This is a genomic window from Pseudomonas sp. ABC1 (assembly GCF_013395055.1).
Taxonomy (GTDB): domain Bacteria; phylum Pseudomonadota; class Gammaproteobacteria; order Pseudomonadales; family Pseudomonadaceae; genus Stutzerimonas.
Window position 1 is genome coordinate 2,004,224 of record NZ_CP058349.1, and the last position, 22,714, is coordinate 2,026,937.

At 64.3% G+C, this 22,714-nt stretch carries 23 protein-coding genes and 1 tRNA gene; 15 read left to right on the forward strand and 9 right to left on the reverse strand.

Features of this window, described 5'->3' with window-relative positions; all coding sequences use genetic code 11:
* Positions 1–106: 106 nt before the first annotated feature.
* The 6 genes from HW090_RS08815 (at position 107) to HW090_RS08840 (ending at position 6,001) form a co-directional block, all read left to right on the forward strand.
* Positions 107–1,354 carry a murein hydrolase activator EnvC gene (locus HW090_RS08815; RefSeq protein WP_179113168.1) on the forward strand — a complete coding sequence of 416 codons (1,248 nt, stop codon included), beginning with the start codon at positions 107–109 and terminating at the stop codon, positions 1,352–1,354.
* A 26-nt stretch (positions 1,355–1,380) separates the two neighbouring features.
* The gene (locus tag HW090_RS08820; RefSeq protein ID WP_179113169.1) at positions 1,381–2,721 is read left to right on the forward strand and encodes a S41 family peptidase; all 1,341 of its coding nucleotides are present in this window, start codon (positions 1,381–1,383) and stop codon (positions 2,719–2,721) included.
* 9 nt (positions 2,722–2,730) lie between these two features.
* The gene (locus HW090_RS08825; protein ID WP_179113170.1) at positions 2,731–3,498 is read left to right on the forward strand and encodes a divergent polysaccharide deacetylase family protein; all 768 of its coding nucleotides are present in this window, start codon (positions 2,731–2,733) and stop codon (positions 3,496–3,498) included.
* Complete coding sequence (locus tag HW090_RS08830; RefSeq protein WP_179113171.1) at positions 3,495–3,992, forward strand: M48 family metallopeptidase; 498 nt, start codon at positions 3,495–3,497, stop codon at positions 3,990–3,992. The genes HW090_RS08825 and HW090_RS08830 overlap by 4 nt, the downstream gene beginning before the upstream one ends.
* A 129-nt stretch (positions 3,993–4,121) precedes the next feature.
* Positions 4,122–4,901, forward strand: a complete 780-nt coding sequence (locus HW090_RS08835; RefSeq protein ID WP_179113172.1) for an acetoin reductase — start codon at positions 4,122–4,124, stop codon at positions 4,899–4,901.
* A 152-nt stretch (positions 4,902–5,053) separates the two neighbouring features.
* Positions 5,054–6,001, forward strand: coding sequence for a hypothetical protein (locus HW090_RS08840; RefSeq protein WP_179113173.1), 948 nt, complete (start codon positions 5,054–5,056; stop codon positions 5,999–6,001).
* 118 nt (positions 6,002–6,119) lie between these two features.
* On the opposite strand, the gene hisF is transcribed toward HW090_RS08840, so the two are convergent.
* The 5 genes from hisF to hisB form a co-directional block, all read right to left on the reverse strand.
* A complete protein-coding gene (hisF, locus tag HW090_RS08845) occupies positions 6,120–6,890 on the reverse strand; it encodes an imidazole glycerol phosphate synthase subunit HisF (protein WP_179113174.1) in 771 nt (256 codons plus the stop codon).
* A 104-nt stretch (positions 6,891–6,994) separates the two neighbouring features.
* Positions 6,995–7,732 (reverse strand): 1-(5-phosphoribosyl)-5-[(5-phosphoribosylamino)methylideneamino]imidazole-4-carboxamide isomerase, encoded by a 738-nt coding sequence (hisA, locus tag HW090_RS08850; protein ID WP_179113175.1) that lies wholly within the window; start codon positions 7,730–7,732, stop codon positions 6,995–6,997.
* A gap of 77 nt (positions 7,733–7,809) precedes the next feature.
* A complete protein-coding gene (locus HW090_RS08855; RefSeq protein WP_179113176.1) occupies positions 7,810–8,073 on the reverse strand; it encodes a DUF2164 domain-containing protein in 264 nt (87 codons plus the stop codon).
* On the reverse strand, positions 8,073–8,711 hold the full coding sequence (gene hisH, locus HW090_RS08860; RefSeq protein ID WP_179113177.1) for an imidazole glycerol phosphate synthase subunit HisH: 639 nt from the start codon (positions 8,709–8,711) through the stop codon (positions 8,073–8,075). The genes HW090_RS08855 and hisH overlap by 1 nt, the downstream gene beginning before the upstream one ends.
* Positions 8,712–9,305 carry an imidazoleglycerol-phosphate dehydratase HisB gene (gene hisB / locus HW090_RS08865; protein WP_179113178.1) on the reverse strand — a complete coding sequence of 198 codons (594 nt, stop codon included), beginning with the start codon at positions 9,303–9,305 and terminating at the stop codon, positions 8,712–8,714. It abuts the gene before it with no gap.
* Positions 9,306–9,425: 120 nt separating this feature from the next.
* Here hisB and HW090_RS08870 point away from each other — a divergent pair, with 120 nt between their 5' ends.
* From HW090_RS08870 to HW090_RS08895, 6 genes are all read left to right on the forward strand, one after another.
* Positions 9,426–9,824 carry an acetyl-CoA sensor PanZ family protein gene (locus HW090_RS08870; protein WP_179113179.1) on the forward strand — a complete coding sequence of 133 codons (399 nt, stop codon included), beginning with the start codon at positions 9,426–9,428 and terminating at the stop codon, positions 9,822–9,824.
* Positions 9,825–9,833: 9 nt separating this feature from the next.
* Complete coding sequence (locus HW090_RS08875) at positions 9,834–12,068, forward strand: AsmA family protein (protein ID WP_179113180.1); 2,235 nt, start codon at positions 9,834–9,836, stop codon at positions 12,066–12,068.
* Entirely contained in the window at positions 12,065–13,132 is a 1,068-nt protein-coding gene (mutY, locus tag HW090_RS08880) for an A/G-specific adenine glycosylase (RefSeq protein ID WP_179113181.1), read from the forward strand. The genes HW090_RS08875 and mutY overlap by 4 nt, the downstream gene beginning before the upstream one ends.
* The gene (locus tag HW090_RS08885) at positions 13,129–13,401 is read left to right on the forward strand and encodes an oxidative damage protection protein (protein WP_179113182.1); all 273 of its coding nucleotides are present in this window, start codon (positions 13,129–13,131) and stop codon (positions 13,399–13,401) included. Before mutY ends, HW090_RS08885 begins: the two co-directional genes overlap by 4 nt.
* A 91-nt stretch (positions 13,402–13,492) precedes the next feature.
* Positions 13,493–13,568: transfer RNA gene (locus HW090_RS08890), tRNA-Phe, on the forward strand.
* A gap of 240 nt (positions 13,569–13,808) precedes the next feature.
* Positions 13,809–15,173: a nucleobase:cation symporter-2 family protein gene (locus HW090_RS08895; RefSeq protein ID WP_179113183.1), complete on the forward strand. Its 1,365-nt coding sequence runs from the start codon at positions 13,809–13,811 to the stop codon at positions 15,171–15,173.
* A 62-nt stretch (positions 15,174–15,235) separates the two neighbouring features.
* Here HW090_RS08895 and HW090_RS08900 read toward each other — a convergent pair whose 3' ends face one another.
* Together HW090_RS08900 and HW090_RS08905 are read right to left on the reverse strand one after the other, a co-directional pair.
* Entirely contained in the window at positions 15,236–15,760 is a 525-nt protein-coding gene (locus HW090_RS08900) for a dihydrofolate reductase (RefSeq protein WP_179114869.1), read from the reverse strand.
* Between the two features lie 43 nt (positions 15,761–15,803).
* Complete coding sequence (locus tag HW090_RS08905) at positions 15,804–16,040, reverse strand: DUF4282 domain-containing protein (RefSeq protein ID WP_179113184.1); 237 nt, start codon at positions 16,038–16,040, stop codon at positions 15,804–15,806.
* Positions 16,041–16,348: 308 nt separating this feature from the next.
* Between HW090_RS08905 and HW090_RS08910 the strand changes: the two genes are divergently transcribed.
* A complete protein-coding gene (locus HW090_RS08910) occupies positions 16,349–18,484 on the forward strand; it encodes a methyl-accepting chemotaxis protein (RefSeq protein WP_179113185.1) in 2,136 nt (711 codons plus the stop codon).
* 76 nt (positions 18,485–18,560) lie between these two features.
* Here the strand turns inward: HW090_RS08910 and HW090_RS08915 are convergent, their stop codons facing one another.
* Both HW090_RS08915 and HW090_RS08920 read right to left on the reverse strand, forming a co-directional pair.
* Positions 18,561–19,400 (reverse strand): 23S rRNA (adenine(2030)-N(6))-methyltransferase RlmJ, encoded by an 840-nt coding sequence (locus HW090_RS08915; RefSeq protein ID WP_179113186.1) that lies wholly within the window; start codon positions 19,398–19,400, stop codon positions 18,561–18,563.
* A gap of 29 nt (positions 19,401–19,429) precedes the next feature.
* Entirely contained in the window at positions 19,430–20,317 is an 888-nt protein-coding gene (locus HW090_RS08920; protein WP_179113187.1) for a LysR family transcriptional regulator, read from the reverse strand.
* Between the two features lie 107 nt (positions 20,318–20,424).
* Here HW090_RS08920 and HW090_RS08925 point away from each other — a divergent pair, with 107 nt between their 5' ends.
* Both HW090_RS08925 and HW090_RS08930 read left to right on the forward strand, forming a co-directional pair.
* A complete protein-coding gene (locus HW090_RS08925; protein ID WP_179113188.1) occupies positions 20,425–21,603 on the forward strand; it encodes a YbfB/YjiJ family MFS transporter in 1,179 nt (392 codons plus the stop codon).
* The gene (locus HW090_RS08930; RefSeq protein ID WP_179113189.1) at positions 21,600–22,649 is read left to right on the forward strand and encodes a nitronate monooxygenase family protein; all 1,050 of its coding nucleotides are present in this window, start codon (positions 21,600–21,602) and stop codon (positions 22,647–22,649) included. Before HW090_RS08925 ends, HW090_RS08930 begins: the two co-directional genes overlap by 4 nt.
* The last annotated feature ends 65 nt before the right edge of the window (positions 22,650–22,714 follow it).

A 22,714-nucleotide genomic window follows, 5' to 3' on the forward strand; every position in this document is an offset into this window, starting at 1 on the left:
TCGGCAAGAAAGCGCCTCGTCAAACACGGGCGCTTTCTTGCCGCTTGCAGCTGCTTTTTAGGCATACTAGCGCCTGTCTCCCCGTCTTGCCGGTAACGCCCGCCCCATGACTCGCACAGCCCTTCTGCTCACGCTTTTCTGCATGTTCGGTACTGCCGTGGCCGACGAGCGCGCCGAAACCCGCCAACAGATCGAAGCGGCACGCAAGGACGTCGCCGAGCTGCAAAAGCTGCTGCAACGGATCGAGCAAGAGAAGTCGGCCGCCCAGAAACAGTTGAAGGCCACCGAAAGCGAGATGGGCCAACTGGAAAAACAGGTCGATGACCTGCAACAGGAAATCGACCGCAGCGAAGCGGAGCTACAACGCCTGAACGAGGAGAAGACCACCCTCGAAGGCGCCAGGCTCGAACAGCAACGATTGATCGCGATCCAGGCGCGCGCCGCCTACCAGAGCGGTCGCCAGGAATACCTGAAACTGCTGCTGAACCAGCAGAACCCCGAAAAATTCAGCCGCACCCTGACCTACTACGACTACCTGAACAAGGCCCGCTTCGAGCAGCTCGACGCCGTCAACGAAACCCTGCGTCAGTTGAATAACGTCGAGTCGAGCATCGAAACCCAGCGCAGCAGCCTGGCGGAACAACAGGATGGTCTGATACAGCGCCGCACCCAGTTGGCCAAGGTGCGCCAGGAGCGCCAGCAAGTACTTGCCAGCCTGAGCCGCGACCACAGAAACCGCGAACAGAAGCTACAGGCCCGCCAACAGGAGCAGGCGCAATTCCAGCGCGTGCTCAAGACCATCGAAGAAACCCTCGCCCGCCAGGCACGCGAAGCCGAAGAAGCTCGGCAGCGGGCACTCGCCCTGGCGCGCGAGCAGGAATCCCGGCGCCCGACTGGCGGCACGTCCAGCGGCCCCCTTGTATCGAGCGCCGGCAGCAATTTCGGCGGCCCGTTCGCCCAGGGCAAGGGCAAGCTGCCCTGGCCGGTCGATGGGCGTTTGGTCGCCCGTTACGGCACTCCTCGCGGCGGCGACGCTCGAACCAAATGGGATGGGGTGCTGATCGGCGCGTCGGCAGGCACTCAGGTCCGCGCGGTACATGGCGGGCGCGTGGTGTTCGCCGACTGGCTGCGCGGTTCTGGCCTGCTGGTGATCCTCGATCACGGCAATGGCTACCTGAGCCTCTATGGCCATAACCAGAGCCTGCTGCGCAATGCCGGCGATATCGTCAAGGCCGGCGACCCCATCGCGACCGTTGGAAACAGTGGCGGCCAGGACACGGCCGCGCTGTACTTCGCCATTCGCCAGCAGGGGCGCCCGAGCGACCCCGCACAATGGTGCCGCGCCCAAGGATAGTGCGCCTCTCACTACTGGAGTTCGACATGCTGCATCCGCGCCGTTTCGTTCAACCTTCCATGCTCGCCCTGGCTCTCGCTCTGGGCACGCAGGGCAGCTGGGCCCAGCCGTCCCCAGTCGAACTGACGCCAGACCCGAGCGTCGCCGGAGCGACCGGCAAGGCACCGCTGCCGCTGGACGAACTGCGCACCTTCGCCGAAGTGATGGACCGCATCAAGGCGGCCTATGTCGAGCCGGTGGATGACAAGACCCTGCTGGAAAACGCCATCAAGGGCATGCTCAGCAACCTCGACCCACACTCCGCCTACCTGGAGCCGGAAGCCTTCGCCGAGTTGCAGGAAAGCACCAGCGGTGAATTTGGCGGACTGGGCATCGAGGTCGGTGTCGAGGACGGTTTCATCAAGGTCGTCTCCCCCATCGACGACACCCCAGCATCCAAGGCAGGCATCGAAGCCGGCGACCTGATCGTCAAGATCGACGGCCAGCCAACCAAGGGCCTGTCGATGCTCGATGCCGTGTCGAAGATGCGCGGCAAGCCAGGCAGCAGCATCACCCTGTCGCTGGTACGTGATGGCGGCACGCCGTTCGAGGTCAAGCTCAAGCGCGCCGTGATCAAGGTCCGCAGCGTCAAGAGCCAGTTGCTGGAAGATGGCTACGGTTACCTGCGCATCACCCAGTTCCAGATCAACACCGGCGACGAGATCGGCAAGGCCTTGGCGCGGCTCAAGAAAGACAACGGTGGCAAGAAACTCAGCGGCCTGGTGCTGGACCTGCGCAACAACCCAGGTGGTGTTCTGCAAGCCGCCGTGGAAGTCGCCGACCACTTCCTGACCAAGGGCCTGATCGTCTACACCAAGGGCCGCATTCCCAATTCCGAGCTGCGCTTCTCCGCCGACCCGGCCGATGCCAGCGAAGGCATCCCGCTGGTGGTACTGATCAATGGCGGCAGCGCCTCGGCCTCGGAAATCGTCGCAGGCGCCCTGCAAGACCAGAAGCGCGCCGTGCTGATGGGCACCGACAGCTTCGGCAAGGGTTCGGTGCAGACAGTGCTGCCGTTGAACAACGACCGCGCCCTGAAACTGACCACTGCGCTGTACTACACCCCGAGCGGCCGTTCGATCCAGGCCCAGGGCATCGAGCCGGACATCGAAGTGGCACGCGCCAAGGTCACCCGCGAGCAAGGTGGCGAAGGTTTCCGCGAGGCCGACCTGGCCGGACACCTGGGCAATGGCAACGGCGGGGCCGATCGCCCCAGTGGCAGCCGCAAAGGCACCAGCGACACGACACCACGCCCGCAGGACGACGACTACCAACTCAACCAGGCGCTCAATCTGCTCAAAGGGCTCAACCTCACTCGCGGGCAATAGATGTCGCCGATGCGCCTCGCCGTACTGCTGCTGGCTTCACTCTGCGCAGTGTCGGCGCTCGCCCAGGGTACTCAGCCTCGGCTGACGCTGGTGATCGACGACCTTGGCCAGCACCCGCAGCGCGACCAGCGTGTGCTGGCACTGCCTGGCCCGGTGGTGCTGGCGATCATGCCCGACACGCCCCACGCCGCCAGCCTGGCACGGCAGGCTGAGGCCGCCGGCAAGACCGTCATCCTGCACCTGCCGATGGCCCCGGCGGGCGGCCCCTACGCCTGGCGACCCGAACTCTCCCGCGAGCAATTGCAGCAACGCCTGGATGCCGCCTTGCGAGCCGTGCCCCATGTGCGCGGCATCAACAATCATATGGGCAGCCGCATGACCGAGCAGCAACAGGCCATGGGCTGGCTGATGCGGGACTTGCAACGGCGCCACCTGTTCTTTCTCGACAGCCGCACCAGCCCGCGTACCAGCGCCGCCGCCGCGGCACAGGAGATCGGCCTCGCCAGCCTGTCGCGGGATATCTTCCTGGACAACGACCAGGCGCCAGAAGCCATCGCCGAGCGCCTGCGCGCCGCCATCGCACTGGCGCGCAAGCAAGGTACGGCGGTGGTCATCGGCCATCCGCATGCCGCCACCCTGGCCGTACTCGAACGCGAACTGCCGCGCCTGAAGGAACAGGGCATCGACTGGATCGACATCGAGCAGATGATCGCCCTGCGCGCCAACCGCGCCATGCCAGCCCATGGCAAGGACGGGCTATACAGGACGCCACGATGAGCGACCTGAAATACCTGGCAGCCTACCCGGAACAGTTACAGGAACAGGTGCGTCAGTTGATCGCCAGGCAACGCCTGGGCGAATACCTGCAACAACGCTACCCCGAGCGTCACACGATACAGAACGACCGGGCGCTCTATGGCTATGTGACGGAGCTGAAACAGCGCCACCTGAAAAGCGCACCGGGCATCGACAAGGTCCTGTTCGACAACCGCCTCGACCTGACCCACCGCGCCCTCGGCCTGCACACCGCGATCTCCCGCGTGCAGGGCGGCAAGCTCAAGGCAAAGAAGGAAATCCGCGTGGCCGCCCTGTTCAAGGACGCCGCACCCGAATTCCTCAGGATGATCGTGGTGCACGAGCTGGCACACTTGCGTGAGGCCGACCACAACAAGGCCTTCTACCAGCTCTGCTGCCACATGCTGCCCGACTACCACCAGCTCGAGTTCGACCTGCGAGTCTACCTGACCTGGCGCGACCTCGAAGCCAGCTGACCACGCTACGGCACTCATGAAACCCGTCCTAGAACGCTCGAACCGACCTTTTCATTGCTCTGGTGCCATATAAACGACCAAAAAGCGTGGCACTATCCAGTCATCACATGAGCCCACAGGAGATGATTCATGAGCCTCACCAACAAGGTCGTACTGGTTACCGGCGCCGGACAGGGTATCGGCAAGGCCATCGCACTGCGCCTGGCGAAGGATGGCGCCGATGTCTCGCTGGTCGACGTCAAGCCGGATGGCATCCAGGCAGTCGCCGAGGAAATCCGCGCACTGGGCCGCAAGGCCACCACCTTCGTGGCTGACGTATCGAAGCAGGATCAGGTGTTCGCCGCCGTTGACCATGCCGAGCGCGAGCTGGGCGGCTTCGACATCATCGTCAACAACGCCGGTATTTCCCAGGTCGCCTCGCTGCTGGAGGTGACACCAGCGGAGGTCGAGCGCATCCAGGCGATCAACGTACAGGGCGTGCTGTGGGGCATCCAGGCTGCCGCCAAGAAGCTCAAGGCTCTGAAGAAACCCGGCAAGATCATCAACGCCTCGTCCATCGCCGGCCATGACGGCTTCGCCCTGCTCGGCGTGTATTCCTCCACCAAGTTTGCCGTACGCGCCCTGACCCAGGCGGCGGCCAAGGAACTGGCCAGCGACGGCATCACCGTCAACGCCTACTGCCCCGGCGTGGTCGGCACCGACATGTGGGTCGACATCGACCAGCGCATGGCCGATATCACCGGCGCACCGGTGGGCGCGACCTACAAGAAGTACGTCGAAGGCATCGCACTGGGACGGGCACAAACGCCCGAGGACGTGGCAGGCTTCGTCTCCTACCTGGCCGGCCCGGACGCCGACTACATGACCGGCCAGTCGCCGCTGATCGACGGCGGCCTGGTCTACCGCTGATATCGCACCAGATGCGATGGGGCGAGCGCAGCGGTACCCGTCGCATCCAACTCGACACTGCAATTTCGTGACACTGCCCACACTGCTGAACCATTCGGCTTGGCGGCTGGGCAGCACTGGCTATGCTGGCGACTTCTCGACAGGAAGTCGCCATGCCAGACGATACGGACATATCCGGCCCGGTCAGCCATGACCAGAACTTCAAGAATCTGATCCTCGACTACCCATTGCAGGCCTTGCAGCTGTTCGCACCGCAAGAAGCCGTGCACCTGGATACCTCGACGCGCTTCACACCCATCCGCGAAGAGCAACTGAAGGATCGCCTCAGTGACCGCTTTCTGGAGCTGGACATTCCCCTGCTACTGGAGTGGCCGGACGGTCGGCGCGAAGCCCTGCTGTTCGTTATCGAGCAACAGACCGAGCCACGGCAGTTCTCCATCCATAAACTGGCTCGCTACTGCCTGGAAATAGCCGAACTGATGGACACCCGGCGCGTGGTGCCGGTGGTGATCTTTCTCAAGGCCAATCGCCAGGAGGCCCATCTGGTTTTGGGCAACGAGCTCCATGACTACCTGCACTTTCGCTATATCCGCGCCGTGTTGCCGGACATGCAGGGGGCCCGCTATCTGGAAAGCGACAACCTGGTCGCCCGTCTGAACCTGCCCAATATGCACTGGCCACCCGAACTCAAACTGGCCATCTATGCCAGCGCGGTACGCGGTTTGCTCACCCTGGAGCAGAACCCCGACCGGCAGCTCAAGTACCTGGACTTCATCGACATCTATGCCAGGCTGACCAATAATGAACGGGCGGATTTCGAACGCCAATACACCACGGAGGAACGTGGCATGAGTGGTTTCATTGAGCGCTACACCGAGCAAGGCCGCCAGCAGGGGTTGCTGCAAGGCCTGGAGCAAGGTCTAGGCGAAGGTCGCATCAGCACCTTGCGCAAGCAACTGACACTCAAGTTCGGCGCATTGTCCGCGACACTGGAGCAGCGCCTGGAACAGGCTGCGGAAGATGAACTGGAGTTGTGGACAGAGCGGATTCTGTTTGCCAACCGGATCGAAGACGTCTTTTCACCGGGCAAGACGGATTGAGCGACGCGATTGTCGGACGCCCGAGGGGCATCTGAACAAGCTGCACGCCTATTGTTGGCGTGCCCTACACCCCACCAGCATTTGACTCGTACCGCAACACCAGAGCCGATGACCGCACTCAGCGCATGACGATGCCGCGGCTGGCCATGTAAGCCTTGGCCTCGGGCACGGTGTACTCGCCGAAGTGGAAGATGCTTGCCGCCAGCACCGCGTCGGCCTTGCCTTCGAGGATGCCGTCGGCCAGGTGCTGCAGGTTGCCGACACCGCCAGAGGCGATCACCGGAATGCTCACCGTCTCGCTGATGGCACGGGTCACACCCAGGTCATAACCGCTCTTGACGCCATCCTGGTCCATGCTGGTCAGCAATATTTCGCCGGCACCCAGCTCCTGCATCTTGCGCGCCCAGGCCACCGCATCCAGACCCGTCGGCTTGCGTCCGCCGTGGGTGAAGATTTCCCAACGCGGCGTCTCGCCAGGTGCAGAAACCTTCTTGGCGTCGATGGCGACCACAATGCATTGCGAACCGAACCGCTGCGCCGCTTCGCCGACGAACTCGGGATTGAACACCGCCGCCGTGTTGATCGACACCTTGTCCGCGCCGGCATTCAGCAGGTTGCGGATGTCCTGCACAGTACGCACGCCTCCACCGACAGTCAGCGGAATGAACACCTGGCTGGCCATGCGCTCGACGGTGTGCAGGGTGGTATCGCGCCCATCGACACTGGCGGTGATGTCGAGGAAGGTGATCTCGTCGGCGCCCTGCTCATCGTAGCGCCGGGCGACTTCCACCGGGTCGCCGGCGTCGCGGATATTCTCGAACTTGACGCCCTTGACCACACGGCCATTGTCGACGTCGAGGCAGGGGATGATGCGTTTAGCCAGAGCCATAGCAGTGCTTCCGTAGGATGGGTTGAGCGCAGCGATACCCATCGTTGCGCCAACGGATAACGCCATTGATGGGTTACGCCGCCATGCGGTCGACCCAGCCGGCCTCAGCCCTTGAAGTTGTCGCAGAGAACCTGCGCTTGCGCCACATCCAGCGTGCCTTCGTAGATGGCACGGCCAGTGATGGCGCCGATGATGCCGGGGGCACGGGCATCCAGCAGTGCCTGGATATCGCCCAGGTTGTGGATACCGCCGGAAGCGATCACCGGGATACGCGTGGCGTTGGCCAGGGCAGCGGTGGCTTCGACGTTGCAGCCCTGCATCATGCCGTCCTTGGCGATATCGGTGTAGACGATGGCGGACACGCCATCGGCCTCGAAACGCTTGGCCAGGTCGATGACCTGCACGGTACTCACTTGCGCCCAGCCATCGGTGGCGACGAAACCGTCCTTGGCATCCAGGCCAACGATCACCTTGCCGGGGAAGGCACGGCAGGCCTCACCGACGAACTCAGGCTGCTTGACCGCCTTGGTGCCGATGATCACGTAGCTGACGCCAGCCTTCACATAGTGCTCGATGGTTTCCAGCGAGCGGATACCGCCACCGATCTGGATCGGCAGGTTCGGATAACGCCGGGCGATGGCGGTCACGACCTCACCGTTGACCGGCTGGCCTTCGAAGGCACCGTTGAGGTCGACCAGATGCAGACGGCGGCAGCCGCCCTCGACCCACTTGGCGGCCATCGCCACCGGGTCATCGGAAAAGACCGTGGCATCGTCCATCAGGCCTTGGCGCAAACGCACGCAGGCGCCGTCTTTGAGGTCGATCGCAGGGATGATCAGCATAGGGTTTCCTTCGTCAAAAACGCGGCAAGCGTCGAGCTACCAGCGTGCGTATTCGTTTGTCTTGCGGCCCGGGGCCGTCAGTTGCTTTTTTCCATCGCCCAGAGGTCGCTCTCGATGCTCTCGAAGCGGTCTTTAAGGTGCACCTGCACATCGGAGATCGCCCGGTTGTAGTAATGCGGAGCGATCTCGCACGCGAACAGCTCAAGCACCTCGGCGGCTTCGAAGCTGCCGATATCCAGCTCGAAACGCTCGGCCATGAAGCGCTTGATCCTGTCGGTCGCCTCGCTTTCCTGGGCGGGCGTCAGCGTCAGGACCGGCGCCTTGTTCCTGGCCCTCGCCATTACCAGCGACCATCCCAGGCGGCGAAGTTCTGCAGCAGTTGCAGGCCATGGGAATGGCTTTTCTCCGGGTGGAACTGCACGGCGAAACGCGGCCCTTCGGCCAGCGCCGCGGCGAACTCCTTGCCGTAATGGCCACGACCGACTACCTGGCGCGGATTACCCGCCTCGATGTAGTAGCTGTGCACGAAATAGAAACGCGCCAGGTCGGGAATGCTGTGCCACAGCGGGTGGTCGATGCTCTGGCGCACCTCGTTCCAACCCATGTGCGGCACCTTCAGGCGCTCGCCCTCCTCGACAAGGTCCTGGCCAAAGAAACGCACCCGCCCAGGGAACAGGCCGATGCCATCGACCCCGTCGTTCTCCTCGCTGTGCTCCATCAGCGCTTGCATGCCGACACAGATGCCGAGGAAGGGACGATCCTGGCTGACCTCGCGCACCAGGTCATCGAAACCGAGTCGACGAATCTCTGCCATGCAATCGCGGATCGCACCGACACCGGGGAACACCACACGGTCGGCCTCGCGGATCACCTGGGTATCGCTGCTGACCAGCACACGACCGGCGCCGACGTGCTCCAGCGCCTTGGCCACCGAATGCAGGTTGCCCATGCCATAGTCGATAACGGCGACAGTCTGCATTTACAGGCAACCTTTGGTGGAAGGCATCTGCCCGGCCATGCGCGGGTCCAGCTCCAGCGCCATGCGCAGGGCACGGCCGAACGCCTTGAATACCGTCTCGATCTGGTGGTGGGTATTGATGCCGCGCAGGTTGTCGATGTGCAGCGTGACCTGGGCATGGTTGACGAAGCCTTGGAAGAACTCCTGGAACAGGTCCACGTCGAAACCGCCGACGGTGGCGCGAGTGTAAGGCACGTTCATCACCAGGCCGGGACGGCCGGAAAAGTCGATCACCACCCGCGACAGCGCTTCGTCCAGCGGCACATAGCTGTGACCGTAGCGAGTCATACCCTTCTTGTCGCCGACCGCCTTGGCGAACGCCTGGCCGAGGGTGATACCGACATCTTCCACGGTGTGGTGGTCGTCGATATGCAGATCGCCCTTGCACTCGACATCCAGGTCGATCAGCCCGTGGCGGGCGATCTGGTCGAGCATGTGCTCAAGGAAGGGCACGCCGATGGCGAACTGCGCCTTACCGGTGCCATCCAGGTTGATCGACGCCTTGACCTGGGTCTCCAGGGTATTGCGCTCGACGAATGCCGTACGTTCGGCCATCACCAGCTCCACACAATCGAACGGGAAAAGGCCGGCATTATAGGCCGGCCCGGCTGCAAGCGGCTACCGGCGAGCATCCACCGGGTTTACACTGGCCGGCCCGTATCGCGGAGCCAGGCCATGCCCGTCCATGTAGAAACCGTCAGCGCCCCCAGCGAGCAGGATCGCCTCGACCTGTCACGCATCTACCAGGACGCTCCCGACTGGCTGCTGCCCCCCTACGCCGATGCCGACAGCCTGATCGAAAGCGCCCTGGCCAGCGGCCATCTGATCGCCGGGCGCTTCAATGACCGACTGCTCGGTGCCGCCATGCTGCAAGAGGACGAAAGCGGCTGGCGCTTGTCACACCTGTGCGTGCGCAGCATCACACGCCAGCGTGGCGTGGGCCGGCGGATCATCGAGGAAGCTCGGCGTCACGCTGCTGAAACCGGTAAACCCCTGCGGCTCTGCGCACCGCTCGACCAGCTGGAAACCCAGGCCCTGGCCACGCGCATGCAACTGACACTGGCACCACTCTAGGAAGCACCCATGAAAGCATTCGGCAAAATACTGGGGCTGTTCGTATTCGGTCTGCTGCTGGTCCTCGTGGCTCTAGGCTTCGCCCTGACCCACCTGTTCGACCCCAACGACTACAAGGAACAGATCCGTCAGCTCGCCCGCGACAAGGCCGGGCTGGAACTGGCCATCAATGGCGATATCGGCTGGAGCCTGTTCCCCTGGCTGGGCCTGGAATTGCACGACACCACCCTCGCCAGCAGCCGCACGCCCGAGCAGACCCTCGCCGAACTGCGCATGCTGGGCCTCTCGGTGCGCGTACTGCCGTTGCTGCGGCGCGAAGTGGAAATGAGCGACATCACCATCAACGGCCTGAACCTGACGCTGAACATCAACGAGAAAGGCCAGGGCAACTGGCAAGGCATCGGCCAGCCCGTACAGCGCGATGAGACTGTCGCCACCGCCACTGCAGAAGAAGCACCAGCCTCCTCGGACACGCCCACCGCGAATACCCCCAGTACGCCAGCCAAGGCACTCAAGCTGGATATCGACAGCCTCAACGTGAGCGATGCCCGCATCAGCTATCACGATGCCCGCAGCGGCCAGCAGCTCAGCGCCGAAGGCATCGAACTGAAGACCGGCGCCATCCGCGAAGGCAGCGCCATCCCGGTCAACCTCAGCGCCTTCTTCGGCAGCAATAAGCCGGTGATGCGCGCCCGCACCGAACTGCAAGGCAAGCTGTCGTTCGACACCCGCCAACAGCGCTACCAACTCGAAGACCTGCGCCTCTCCGGGGAAACCTCCGGCGAGCCATTGCAGGGCAAGACCCTCGCCTTCAGTACCCAGGGCCAGTTGTTGGCAGACCTGCAGGCACAGACCGCCGAATGGAAGGGACTCAAGTTCACCGCCAACCAGTTGCGCGGCCTGGGTGAACTGCAAATCACCGACCTGCAAGGCAAACCACGCCTGGATGGCGCCGTCTCCATCGCCGAATTCAGCCTGCGCGAATTCCTCGAAGGCATCGGCCAGACGCTGCCCGCCATGGCTGATAGCAAGGCGCTGGGCAAGGCCGAACTGGTCACCCGCCTGACCGGAACCGACAACAGCCTGATCCTCGAAGACCTGAAACTGCAGCTCGACGGCAGTACCTTCAATGGCCGCCTCGGCATCCGCGACCTCAAGCGCCAGGCCCTGCTGGTCGAACTCAAGGGCGACACCCTCGACCTCGACCGCTACCTGCCGCCCACCAGCGAAGCCAGCAAGGCCGGCAGTGCGGCACGCCAGCAGCAAGTCAACGACACCGTACGCGCCGCCGGTAGCGCCGGCACCACGCCGCTGCCGGACAAGCCCACGCAACATGCCTGGAGCGAAGAACGCGTGCTGCCCATCGATGCCCTGCGCAACCTCGATGCCCGCCTCGCACTGACACTGGACAGCCTCACCCTGCGCCAACTGCCCTTCGCCAAGGTACAGATCAAGGCCACCAGCCAGGGCGGCCTGACCCGCCTCGATGAACTGCGCAGCGAACTCTACAACGGCCGTATCGACGCCAAGGCCAGCCTCGACCTGCGCCCGGCACTGCCACAACTGAGCCTGAGCCCGGCCATCAGCCGCATTCCCCTCGAGCGCCTGTTGCAAAGCCAGGGCCAGCAGTTGCCGATGCGCGGCCTGCTCAACCTGCAGGGCGACCTGACCACCCAGGGCAACAGCCAACGTGCCTGGATCGACAACCTCAACGGCAAGCTGGCCATGGCGGTCGACAACGGCGTGCTGGTCGAGGCCAACCTGGAGCAGCAACTGTGCCGCGCCATCGCCAGCCTCAACCGCAAATCGTTGAGCAGCGATCCGCGCAGCCAGGACACGCCATTCCGCGCCCTCAAAGGCAACCTGGACATCCGCAATGGCGTCGCCAGCAATCCCGACCTGAACGTCAACATCCCCGGCCTCGACGTGCGCGGCAAGGGCGACCTGGACCTGCGCGTGCTCGCCCTCGACTACCGCATCGGCCTGGTCATCGAAGGCGACAAGAGCGCCATGCCCGACCCCGCCTGCCAGGTCAACCAGCGCTACGTCGGACTCGAATGGCCGCTGCAATGCCGTGGGCCGCTGGAACTGGGCGCCAAGGCCTGCCGCTTTGACAAGGACGGCCTGGGCAAGATCGCCGCCAAACTGGCCGGCGACAAACTCAACCAGAAGATCGAGGAAAAACTCGGCGACAAGGTCAGTCCGGAACTCCGCGACGCGCTCAAGGGCCTGTTCAAACGATGAGCCCCGAGCAATTCTCCAGCGCCGTGCTGGACTGGTACGACCAGCACGGCCGCAAGGACCTGCCCTGGCAACAAGGCATCACGCCCTACCGCGTCTGGGTCTCGGAAATCATGCTGCAACAGACCCAGGTCAACACCGTGCTCGGCTACTTCGACCGCTTCATGGCGGCACTGCCGAACGTGCGCGCCCTGGCCGAGGCGGATGAAGACGAAGTGCTGCACCTGTGGACCGGCCTCGGCTACTACACCCGTGCACGCAACCTGCAGAAGACCGCACGCATCGTCATGGCCGAACACGGTGGCGAATTCCCCCGCGACGTCGAGGCGCTGACCGCGCTGCCCGGCATCGGTCGCTCCACCGCTGGCGCCATCGCCAGCCTGAGCATGGGCCTGCGTGCACCGATCCTCGATGGCAACGTAAAGCGCGTACTGGCGCGCTACGTCGCCCAGGAGGGCTATCCTGGCGAACCGGCAGTGGCACGCCAGTTGTGGCAAGTCGCAGAGCGACTGACGCCCCAGGCGCGCGTCAACCACTACACCCAGGCCATGATGGACCTGGGCGCCACCCTCTGTACCCGCAGCAAGCCCAGTTGCCTGATCTGCCCACTGGAGCCCGGCTGCCAGGCGCACCTGCTCGGCCTGGAAAGCCGCTACCCGATTCCCAAGCCGCGCAAAACCCTGCCGCGCAAGCGCACCCTGATGCCGCTGCTGGCCAATGCCGAAGGCGCCATCCTGCTCTATCGCCGGCCCTCCAGTGGCCTCTGGGGCGGCCTCTGGAGCCTGCCGGAACTCGACGACCTGCAAGGCGTCAGCGAGCTCGCCAAACGTCACGCCCTGACACTCGGCGAACGCCGCGCACTGCCTGGGCTCGTCCACACCTTCAGCCACTTCCAGCTGGATATCGAACCCTGGCTGGTCGAGGTCGAACAGGACGGCACGAACATGGCCGAGGCCGACTGGCTCTGGTATAACCTCGCCACTCCGCCGCGCCTGGGCCTGGCCGCGCCGGTGAAAAAACTGCTCAAGCGCGCCGCCGCAGAACTGAACGCAGGAGAATTCGCGTGACCCGTACCGTCCACTGCCGCAAATACAAAGAAGAACTGCCCGCCCTGGAGCGTCCGCCCTACCCGGGCGCGAAAGGCGAGGACATCTACAACAACGTCTCGAAGAAAGCCTGGGAAGACTGGCAGAAGCACCAGACCATGCTGATCAACGAACGCCGCCTGAACATGATGAACGCCGACGACCGCAAATTCCTCCAGGAAGAAATGGACAAATTCCTCTCCGGCGAAGAATACGCCCAGGCCGAAGGCTACGTTCCGCCCAGCGAATGAGCGGAACGCACCCTAAATACCCGTTCTGACTAAATTTTTTCCGAATCACGCTTGACAGCCGAAAGCCAAATCCGTCTAATAGCGCCCCGTTGCCCAGGTAGCTCAGTCGGTAGAGCAGGGGATTGAAAATCCCCGTGTCGGCGGTTCGATTCCGTCCCTGGGCACCACTGATTCTTTTCAGGTGGTGCCAAAACTTCCTGAAAGCCCCAAAAAACCGGCCTCTGAGCCGGTTTTTTGTTGCCTGTGATTTGCCCTTTCCGCCAGTCCTGATTCGATTACCTACCAGAGGCCTCTACGCCACAGGTATTGCTCGACTCCCACGGCCTCTCTGTGAGTTTCCAGCAGCCTGGCACTCGCGGTAGACGCCAAGCCTCCGTAGAATTGCGCTCTTTTTCCGGAGCCTGCCGATGACGCAGCCAACTTCAACCGATACCCGGCCCGGCGAACTGGTCTATGGCCTGGAAGACCGGCCAAGGCCGTGGATCGCCCTGCTGGCCGCGCTGCAGCATCTGCTGGCGATCATCGTCCCCATCGTCACGCCGGGGCTGTTGATCTGCCAGGCGCTTGGCGTGTCTGCCCGCGATACCAACATGATCGTGTCGATGTCGCTGGTGGTGTCCGGTATCGCCACCTATGTGCAATGCCGACGCTTCGGGCCATTGGGTGCAGGACTGCTGATCGTGCAGGGCACCAGTTTCAATTTCGTCGGCCCGCTGATCGCGGGCGGTAGCCTGATGGTCAGCCAGGGTACGCCTGTGGAAGCGGTGATGGCGGCGATCTTCGGTGTGGTGATCGCCGGCTCCTTCATCGAGATCGGCGTGTCGCGGGTGCTGCCCTTCGTCAAGCGACTGATCACCCCGCTGGTGACCGGTATCGTGGTGCTGATGATCGGCCTGACGCTGATCAAGGTAGGCCTGATCAGCATGGGCGGCGGCTACGGCGCGATGGCACAAGGCACCTTCGCCAATGGCGAGAACCTGTTGCTGTCCGGCACGGTGCTGGGGCTGATCGTCCTGCTCAACCGAATCCCGTTGGTGTGGGTGCGCAGTTGCGCCATCGTCATCGCCCTGGGCGTCGGTTATGGACTGGCGGCCTGGCTGGGACGGCTGGACTTCACCGGCATGCACGAGGCGCCACTGTTCCAGGTGCCGACGCCGCTGCATTTCGGCCTGGGTTTCTCCTGGGCACTGTTCATTCCAATGCTGGTGATCTACCTGGTGACGTCGCTGGAGGCGATCGGCGACATCACCGCCACCAGCAAGATTTCCCGCCAGCCGGTGGAAGGCCCGCAGTGGATGCAACGCATCAAGGGCGGCGTGCTGGTCAATGGCGTCAATTCGCTGCTGGCCGGTGTACTCAACACGTTTCCCAGCTCGGTGTTCGCACAGAACAACGGGGTCATCCAGTTGACCGGCGTCGCCAGCCGCCATATCGGCCTGTGGATTGCCGTCATGCTGATCGTGCTGGGGCTGTTCCCCGGTGTCGCCGGGGTGATCCAGGCCGTGCCGGAGCCGGTCCTGGGTGGTGCGGCAATGGTGATGTTCGGTGCGGTGGCGGCGGCGGGCATCAATATCCTCGCCGGCATCGAGCTGGACCGCCGCGCCCTGCTGATCATCGCAGTGTCGCTGGCGCTCGGACTGGGCGTGACCCAGGTGCCGGAGTTCCTCGAGCATATGCCGGGCGCGCTGCGCGACGTACTCAACTCGGGAGTCGCCACCGGCGGTATCTGTGCACTGCTGCTGAACTGGTTCCTGCCCCAGACGAAAGCCTGACGACTGTCACCGGCGGTGCCATGCGCCCCTGATCCACACAGGTGCGCACAGCGCACCCTACATCAGTCGCGCTCCCACACCTCGCAAGCATAGGCCGGACGGCCTTCCTCGGCGGCATGCTCCTCACGGGACACAAGCCGCCAGCGCTCGTCGCGCCACTCCGGCAGGAACACATCGCCCTCCGGCTCCAGCGCCACGCGCGTGAGGTACAAACGTTTGGCGCTGGGCAGCGCGTCGGCGAACAGTTGCGCACCGCCGATCACCATCAATTCACTGGCGCCCTGCTCCAGCGCCCAGGCTTCGGCACGTGGCAACGCTGCCTCCAGGCTGCCGAAGCATTCGGCACCTTGCAGGCTCAGGCCGGGCTGGCGACTGATGACCAGGTTGAGGCGGCCCGGCAATGGGCGACCGAGGGAGTCCCAGGTCTTGCGGCCCATGAGCACGGGCTTGCCGAGGGTCATGCGTTTGAAGTACTGGAGTTCCGCTGGCAGGTGCCAGGGCATGGCGTTGTCACGCCCGATCACACCGTTGTCGGCGACCGCCAGGATCAGGCTGAGGGGGAGTCGAGTAGTCATGGCGGCGAGCATAGCAGCCCGCCCGATGGCCACCAAGGTGGTGGCCATGCGTCCATCACTCGCGGTTGGCGATCTTTTGCAGGTTCTCGTTGATCTTGAACAGCACGATCAGCAGCTCACACCAGATGCGCGTACCGATCGCCCCGAACACCAGCACACCGAGGCCGGTGAAGAAGCTGTCGCTGAACATCGCACCCAGACCGCCCAGCAGTACGCCCAGCAGACCGAGCCAGTAGATGAAGGTGATGATTTTCGGGGTGATCATCGTGTCGAAGAAAAAGATGTCGCGCATGGCATGCCTCATGTGTGATCGGGGAAAAGTGTTCCAGAACAGGGAGAGGATGCCGGCGGCCCAATCCCTGGCGAATCCGGAAATACGAATACAACGGGGACGGACCCTAGCAGAAGCCAGCGCATGGAAACCAGCGTTGCAAACGACTGCCTGGTAAAAGGATACGGCACGGTTAATGCTGGCATAGAGCCATTCAGCGAAGTCTGATATACCAGGCTGCGGTCCCCCAAAAGAACGCCGACAAGCCCCCTAATGCTTTGATCGCCATCGACCGATAAACCGGTACGTCCTGATAATCCGGAGCTCCCATGCGCTTCAAGTCCATTCAGTTTTCGGTTGCGGCCCTGGCCGGCGCCAGTGTCCTGGCTGTTGTCATCGCACTGGTGCTCTATGCACTGTTTTCGGGCACGCGCACCCAGGAAGTGGTCCAGGACAGCACACGCGCCCTGCTCGAACAGACACTGGAGCAACGCCTGGTCACCCTGGCCCAGCGCGAGGTCAGCGAAATCCAGCGCGAGCTGGAGTTTCCGCTGGGTGTCGCGCAGAACCTGGCGCATATCAACGCCCTGGTCGGCGATGACAACGCCTCCGCCACCCCGGGAATCGCCAGTGGCCGCGAGGACCTCTCGGCCATGCTGCGCAACGTCGTGGTGCAGAACCCCAAGCTGATCGACGCCTATATCGCCTGGGAGCCCAACGCCTTCGATAACGACGACGCCTCCTACGCCGGGCAGACCGCCAACGGTTATGACGAAACCGGGCGTTTCATGCCCTGGTGGTTCCGCGACGCGAACGGAAAGCCGGTGGTGGAGCCACTGGGCTCGGACATGGAGAACCAGAAGCTGCTACCCACTGGCGTACGTGCCGGCGAGTACTACCTGTGCCCGAGGGAAACCGGCAAGACCTGCATCGTCGACCCCGCGCCCTACGAGATGGGCGGCAAGACGGTCATGATGGCGTCCTTCAACGTCCCGGTGCTGGTGGGTGGCAAGTTCCGTGGCATCGTCGGCGCCGACCTCGCCGTCGACTTCATCCAGGAGCTGCTGGGCCAGGCCAATCGGCAGCTCTACGAAGGTGCCGGCAACATGGCGCTGATCTCCAGCAATGGCCGCCTGGTCGCCTATACGGCGGATGCCTCCAAGCTCGGCGAGCCGAGCGCCCAGATCCTGCCCAAGCTGGGTGACCTGAGCCGCCTGCAAAGCGGCCAGCCACATTTCTCCAGCGACAAGGACAGCGGCCTGCTGCAACTGCTGCTGCCCTTCACCATCGGCGATACCCAGACGCGCTGGACACTGGTCATGCAACTGCCGGAGAGCGCTGTCTATGCCGAGCTGCATGCGCTGCAAAACACCCTGCGCAGCCAGCACGACACCGACATCGCCGGCATGACCCTGGTCGGCTTGCTGATCGCTGGCGCAGGCCTGCTGGTCATCTGGTTCGTCGGCTACGGCATCGCCCGCCCGCTGCGGCAGATGGTGGCCATGCTCGACGATATCGCACGGGGCGACGGCGACCTGACCAAGCGCCTGCAGGTCGACCGCCCCGACGAACTGGGGCAGATCGCCAGGGGCTTCAATACCTTCCTCGACAAGCTGCAAGCGATGATCCGCGATGTGGTCGGCTCCGTGCAGCAAGTCAGCGACTCGTCGGAACACACCGCGCACATCGCCATCCGTACCAACCAGGGCGTGCAGAAGCAGATGGCCGAGATCGACCAGGTCGCCACTGCCGTGCAGGAAATGAGCGCTACCGCCCAGGACGTTGCGCGCAATGCCGCGCACGCCGCCGAAGCGGCCAACCATGCCGATGCCTCGGCCAACGATGGCAAGCGCGTGGTGCAGAGCACATCGGACTCCATCAGTGCACTGGCCAGCGAAATCACCCGCGCCGTCGGTGTGGTGCAGGCGCTGGCGCGTGACAGCGAGAACATCAACGCCATCCTCACCTCCATCCGCGCCATCGCCGAGCAGACCAACCTGCTGGCGCTCAACGCGGCCATCGAGGCGGCTCGTGCCGGGGAGCAGGGCCGAGGCTTCGCGGTGGTGGCCGACGAGGTGCGCAACCTGGCGCAGAAGACGCAGCAGGCGACCTCGGAAATTCAGACCATGATCGAGCAGTTGCAGAACGGCACGCGCGATGTGGTGCAGGTCATGGAACACAGCCAGGAGCGCACCAACGACAGCGTGCGCCAGGCCACCGACGCGGCCCAGGTGCTGGAGGCGATCACCCAGGCGGTGTCCGTGATCAACGACATGAACACGCAGATCGCCAGTGCCGCCGAGGAGCAGAGCGCGGTCGCCGAGGACATCAACCGCAACGTCACCACCATCGGCCAGGTCGCAGCGGAGGTTGCCGGTGGCGCTGACGAAGCCAGCCAGGCCAGCCGTGAACTGACGCAACTGGCCGAGCAACAGCGCAGGTTGATCAATCAGTTCAGGGTGTAGAGGCGGCTTACGTTCGTCCCTGCGGGCAACCGCAGGGCACCCCCTATCGACTTGCCGCGTGTAGCTTGCCGGCGCCTCAGTTCTCTTCGATCAACCAGTCCAGGCGCCAGTCGCCCTGGCTCTGGGCCAGGTGTTCGGCCAGCCAGGGAAGCACCTCGCGCAGGGTGTCCTCCAGCCCCCAGGGCGGGTTGCTGATGGCCAGGCCCGAGCCGTTCAGCCGCGTGGCGTCATCGGCGGGGTGCACATAGAGCTCGGCGCGCAGCAGTTTGGGCGCGCCACTGCGGGCCAGGTCCTGGTAGAAACGCTTGAGCTGGCGTTCCGACTTGATCGGGTACCAGATCACCACGATGGCCTGACGCATGCGCCCGATGGCTTCCTCCAGGGCCGTGGCACAACGGCTCAGTTCGTCGGCCTGCTCGAAGGGCGGGTCGATCAGCATGACCACACGCTTCTCTTCGGTCGGCAGCAGTGCGCGGGGCACATGCCAGCCTTCACCACGATGCACCGCGACGCGGCGGTCGCCGGCCATGTTGTCCTTGAGCAGTTGCCCGTCCTCAGGGTGTTTTTCATTGAGGTGCAGGCGATCCTGCGGGCGGCTCAGTTGCCGCGCCAGCTCGGGCGAGCCGGGGTAGTAACGCAATTCGCCCTCGGTATTGAGCTGGCGTATCGCACCCAGATAGTCCGCGAACACCGCCGGCAGGTCTTCGGCCTGCCACAGCCTGCCGATACCTTGCAGCCACTCCCCGGTGCGATTGGCCTGGTCGCCGGCCAGGTCGTAGAGGCCGACACCGGCATGGCTGTCGAGGTAAGCGTAGGGTGCGTCCTTGCGCGCCAGCATGGCGAACAGGCGGGTCAGCACAAGGTGCTTGAGCACGTCGGCATGGTTGCCGGCATGGAAGGCATGGCGATAGTTCATAGGGACAGGCTCCTCGAAGGCCGCGCAGTTTAGCCGTTGCTGCCGCGCCGGGCACGCAGCAGTTCGAGCAGGTGCTCCAGCGCCGGATGCTCCACGGCATCCTGGCGGCGCACCAGAAGGGTTGGCGCGTCGGCCAGCTCGACCGGCAGTTCCTGCCACTCCACCAGCGCGCCACGCGGGTGGCTATGGCGCAGGAACAACGGCAGCATGCCGATGCCCATACCGGCGGCAACGCTGGCGAAGATCGCATCCAGCGATCCATAGCTCTGGCGTGCGACCACCCGCAGTTGCTGCGCCTCGCTCCAACGCTCCAGGCGTTGCTGGTAATGGCAACCACCCGGGAAACCAATCAGCGTGACCGGCTTCGCCAATGCCTGCTTCGGTTGCACGCCGAGGGCCAGCACCAGGGCCAGGCGCTCCGGCCAGATGGCTTCGGTGCGCAACGCCGGGTGCTGATAAGGACCGCCAATCAGCGCGGCATCCAGCCGCCCGGCCAGGACATCTTCAAGCAGATCGCTGCTGGTGCCGGTCTCCAGATGCATTTGCACGCGAGGAGCATCCCGGTGGAACGTCGCCAGCACCTCCGGCAGGCGCACCGCCGCGCAGGTTTCCATCGCACCGAGGCGTAGCGTCCCCGACCAGAGATCGTCCTGCACACTGCGCCAGGCCTGCTGGCACAGCCGGTCGAGTTGCTCGGCGTAGGGCAGCAGGCGCTCACCGGCCGGCGTCAGGCGCAAGCGCTGGGCCTGGCGCTGGAACAGCCGTGCCCCCAGCTGACCTTCGAGCTGACGCAGGCGTGCGGAGACATTCGAGGGCACGCAATGCAATTGATCGGCTGCCGATGTCAGCGATCCGCACCGGCTGATCGCCAGGAAATGCCGCAGCAACTGTGGATTCAGGCGCTCCCAGGCCGACATCGGGACACCTCACTCAAAGTGAAAGAACAGGTCAGTATTTTTCACTCGCAGTCCACACCTGGCAAGCAGTAGTCTGCCGGCAGACAACAACAAGAAGAGTGACAAGCATGATCTCACGCTCGATCCTGTTGGCTCTGCTCGGTGGCACCACCGCCCTGGTGGTGGCGCATGCCATCGGACGCTTTGCCTACACGCCGCTGCTGCCCTACTTTCTCGCCGACGGACTGTTCGACCTGCAACAAGGCGCCCACCTGGCCACCTGGAACTACGTCGGCTACCTGGCCGGCGCGCTCGCGGCGGTGGCACTCTACACGCCCGCCCGGCTGCACCTGGCGGTGCCGCTCAGCCTGCTGGCCAACACCCTGATCACCGTGGCGCAGGGCTTCACCCAGAATTACGAAGCCTTGCTGGTGCTGCGCCTGCTCAATGGCATCAGCAACGGCCTGGTGTTCGTCCTGGCACCGGCCCTGGTCCTCGAATGGCTTGCACAACGCAAGAGCGCGCACCTCAGCGGCCTGGTCTACCTGGGCTTCGCGGCAGGCCTGCTGCTGACCGGCTGGCTGGCGGACGCCCCGGCCAACCAATTACACGGCGCACAACGCTGGTGGCCCATGGCGATCGTCGCGCTACCGCTGGCCGTGCTGAGCATCTGCCTGCTGCGACGCCTGCACCTGCATACCGCTGATACGCCAGGGCCGCACGCAACTCATGGACGTCTGTTCGATAGCACCAGCAGCCGGCTGTTCCTGGCCTACGCCGGGGCCGGCCTGGGCTATATCCTGCCCATGACCTTCCTGCCGACCCTGGCGCAACAGCAACTGCCCGCCGGACACAGCCTGATCACCGGCGCCTGGCAATGGGCCGCCCTCGCCTGCCTGCTCTCGACACCACTGTGGAACGCCTTGGGCGCCCGCCACGGCGACCGCCGCGCACTGATCGCCACCTATATCCTCCAGGCCATCGGCACCGCCGCACCGCTGCTCTGGCCCGGTGTGGTCGGCATCACGCTCTGTGCCGTACTGGTCGGAGGTACCTTCATCGGCAGTGTCCTGCTGACCCAGCGCCTGGGCCGGACCCTGCAACCTCATCAGGGACCACGCCTCTCGGCGGCGCTGATCGCCCTCTATGGCGGCACGCAACTGGCCGGCCCCTGGCTGGCCGGGCTGTGGATCGGCCAGGGCGGCAGCCTGACGCAAAGCTTCATGCTCGGTGTCGCGGCGCTGCTCTGGGCCTGGTTCTGGACCTGTTCGATTCCTCGCCGCCTCCCGACAGGAGCACAGCTATGACGCTCGAAAACCTCTTCGACATCCGCTACCCCATCCTCCAGGCGCCCATGGCCGGTGCCCAGGATCATCGCCTGGCCGTGGCCGTCAGCCAGGCGGGCGGGCTGGGCGCAATTCCCGCCGGGATGCTCGACGCAGCCCGGCTCGACGCCGAACTGAGCGCCTACCGGGCACTGACGGAGCTCCCCTGCAACGTCAATTTCTTCTGTCACCAGCCACCGTCGATCGATGATGCCCGAGAGCAGCACTGGCGCGAGCGCCTGGCGCCGTTCTATCGGGAGCTAGCGGTGGACCCGGCACAGATCGCCAGCGGCCCCAGTCGCCAGCCCTTCGATTCGGCCATGGCGGCAGTCGTCGAGAAGCACCGGCCAGCGGTGGTCAGTTTTCACTTCGGCCTGCCCGCACCGGAACTGCTGGAGCGCGTGCGCCGCAGCGGCGCGAAAGTCATCGCCAGCGCCACCACGCTGGCCGAAGGGCTGTGGCTGCAAGAACATGGCGTGGATGCGGTGATCGCCCAGGGCCTGGAAGCGGGCGGGCACCGTGGCATGTTCCTGGAGACCGACCTGTCCAGCCAGCTCGGCACCTTCGCCCTGCTGCCGCAGTTGGCCGATGCGCTGGACGTTCCGGTGATCGCGGCCGGGGGCATCGTCGATGCCCGCACGGCCAGGGCCGCGAGGCTACTGGGTGCGGCAGGCGTACAAGTCGGTACCGCCTACCTCACCTCGACGCAGAGCCTGGCCAGCGAACTGCACCGCAAGGCGCTGCTCAGTCCGCGGGCACGGCATACGGTCGTCACCTGCGCCTTCACCGGCCGGCCCGCGCGCGGCATCGTCAACCGCCTGATCGAGGAAATCGGCCCCCTGCCGGAAGCCCCGGCCTTCCCGTTGGCCGGCAATGCCATCACACCGCTACGCGCCCGGGCGGAAAGCCTGGGGATGGATGGTTTTACACCGCTCTGGTCAGGCCAGAACGCCAGCCAGTGCCACGTAGTCGATGCAGGTCTGCTGACCCGCGAGCTGGGAGAAGCCGCCGCAGCCGACAAGGCATAAGCGGCGCCTTAGAACCTGTTCACGATCTCGCGAGCTAGAGGACTGCAAGGCAAAAACAGGCGAGG

What these genes read in the sequence shown, in the direction of transcription:
- HW090_RS08815 (WP_179113168.1), top strand. Translation starts at nt 107, where the DNA reads ATGACTCGCACAGCCCTTCTGCTCACGCTTTTCTGCATGTTCGGTACT.
- HW090_RS08820 (WP_179113169.1), top strand. Translation starts at nt 1,381, where the DNA reads ATGCTGCATCCGCGCCGTTTCGTTCAACCTTCCATGCTCGCCCTGGCT.
- HW090_RS08825 (WP_179113170.1), top strand. Translation starts at nt 2,731, where the DNA reads ATGCGCCTCGCCGTACTGCTGCTGGCTTCACTCTGCGCAGTGTCGGCG.
- HW090_RS08830 (WP_179113171.1), top strand. Translation starts at nt 3,495, where the DNA reads ATGAGCGACCTGAAATACCTGGCAGCCTACCCGGAACAGTTACAGGAA.
- HW090_RS08835 (WP_179113172.1), top strand. Translation starts at nt 4,122, where the DNA reads ATGAGCCTCACCAACAAGGTCGTACTGGTTACCGGCGCCGGACAGGGT.
- HW090_RS08840 (WP_179113173.1), top strand. Translation starts at nt 5,054, where the DNA reads ATGCCAGACGATACGGACATATCCGGCCCGGTCAGCCATGACCAGAAC.
- hisF (WP_179113174.1), bottom strand. Translation starts at nt 6,890, where the DNA reads ATGGCTCTGGCTAAACGCATCATCCCCTGCCTCGACGTCGACAATGGC.
- hisA (WP_179113175.1), bottom strand. Translation starts at nt 7,732, where the DNA reads ATGCTGATCATCCCTGCGATCGACCTCAAAGACGGCGCCTGCGTGCGT.
- HW090_RS08855 (WP_179113176.1), bottom strand. Translation starts at nt 8,073, where the DNA reads ATGGCGAGGGCCAGGAACAAGGCGCCGGTCCTGACGCTGACGCCCGCC.
- hisH (WP_179113177.1), bottom strand. Translation starts at nt 8,711, where the DNA reads ATGCAGACTGTCGCCGTTATCGACTATGGCATGGGCAACCTGCATTCG.
- hisB (WP_179113178.1), bottom strand. Translation starts at nt 9,305, where the DNA reads ATGGCCGAACGTACGGCATTCGTCGAGCGCAATACCCTGGAGACCCAG.
- HW090_RS08870 (WP_179113179.1), top strand. Translation starts at nt 9,426, where the DNA reads ATGCCCGTCCATGTAGAAACCGTCAGCGCCCCCAGCGAGCAGGATCGC.
- HW090_RS08875 (WP_179113180.1), top strand. Translation starts at nt 9,834, where the DNA reads ATGAAAGCATTCGGCAAAATACTGGGGCTGTTCGTATTCGGTCTGCTG.
- mutY (WP_179113181.1), top strand. Translation starts at nt 12,065, where the DNA reads ATGAGCCCCGAGCAATTCTCCAGCGCCGTGCTGGACTGGTACGACCAG.
- HW090_RS08895 (WP_179113183.1), top strand. Translation starts at nt 13,809, where the DNA reads ATGACGCAGCCAACTTCAACCGATACCCGGCCCGGCGAACTGGTCTAT.
- HW090_RS08900 (WP_179114869.1), bottom strand. Translation starts at nt 15,760, where the DNA reads ATGCTCGCCGCCATGACTACTCGACTCCCCCTCAGCCTGATCCTGGCG.
- HW090_RS08905 (WP_179113184.1), bottom strand. Translation starts at nt 16,040, where the DNA reads ATGCGCGACATCTTTTTCTTCGACACGATGATCACCCCGAAAATCATC.
- HW090_RS08910 (WP_179113185.1), top strand. Translation starts at nt 16,349, where the DNA reads ATGCGCTTCAAGTCCATTCAGTTTTCGGTTGCGGCCCTGGCCGGCGCC.
- HW090_RS08915 (WP_179113186.1), bottom strand. Translation starts at nt 19,400, where the DNA reads ATGAACTATCGCCATGCCTTCCATGCCGGCAACCATGCCGACGTGCTC.
- HW090_RS08920 (WP_179113187.1), bottom strand. Translation starts at nt 20,317, where the DNA reads ATGTCGGCCTGGGAGCGCCTGAATCCACAGTTGCTGCGGCATTTCCTG.
- HW090_RS08925 (WP_179113188.1), top strand. Translation starts at nt 20,425, where the DNA reads ATGATCTCACGCTCGATCCTGTTGGCTCTGCTCGGTGGCACCACCGCC.
- HW090_RS08930 (WP_179113189.1), top strand. Translation starts at nt 21,600, where the DNA reads ATGACGCTCGAAAACCTCTTCGACATCCGCTACCCCATCCTCCAGGCG.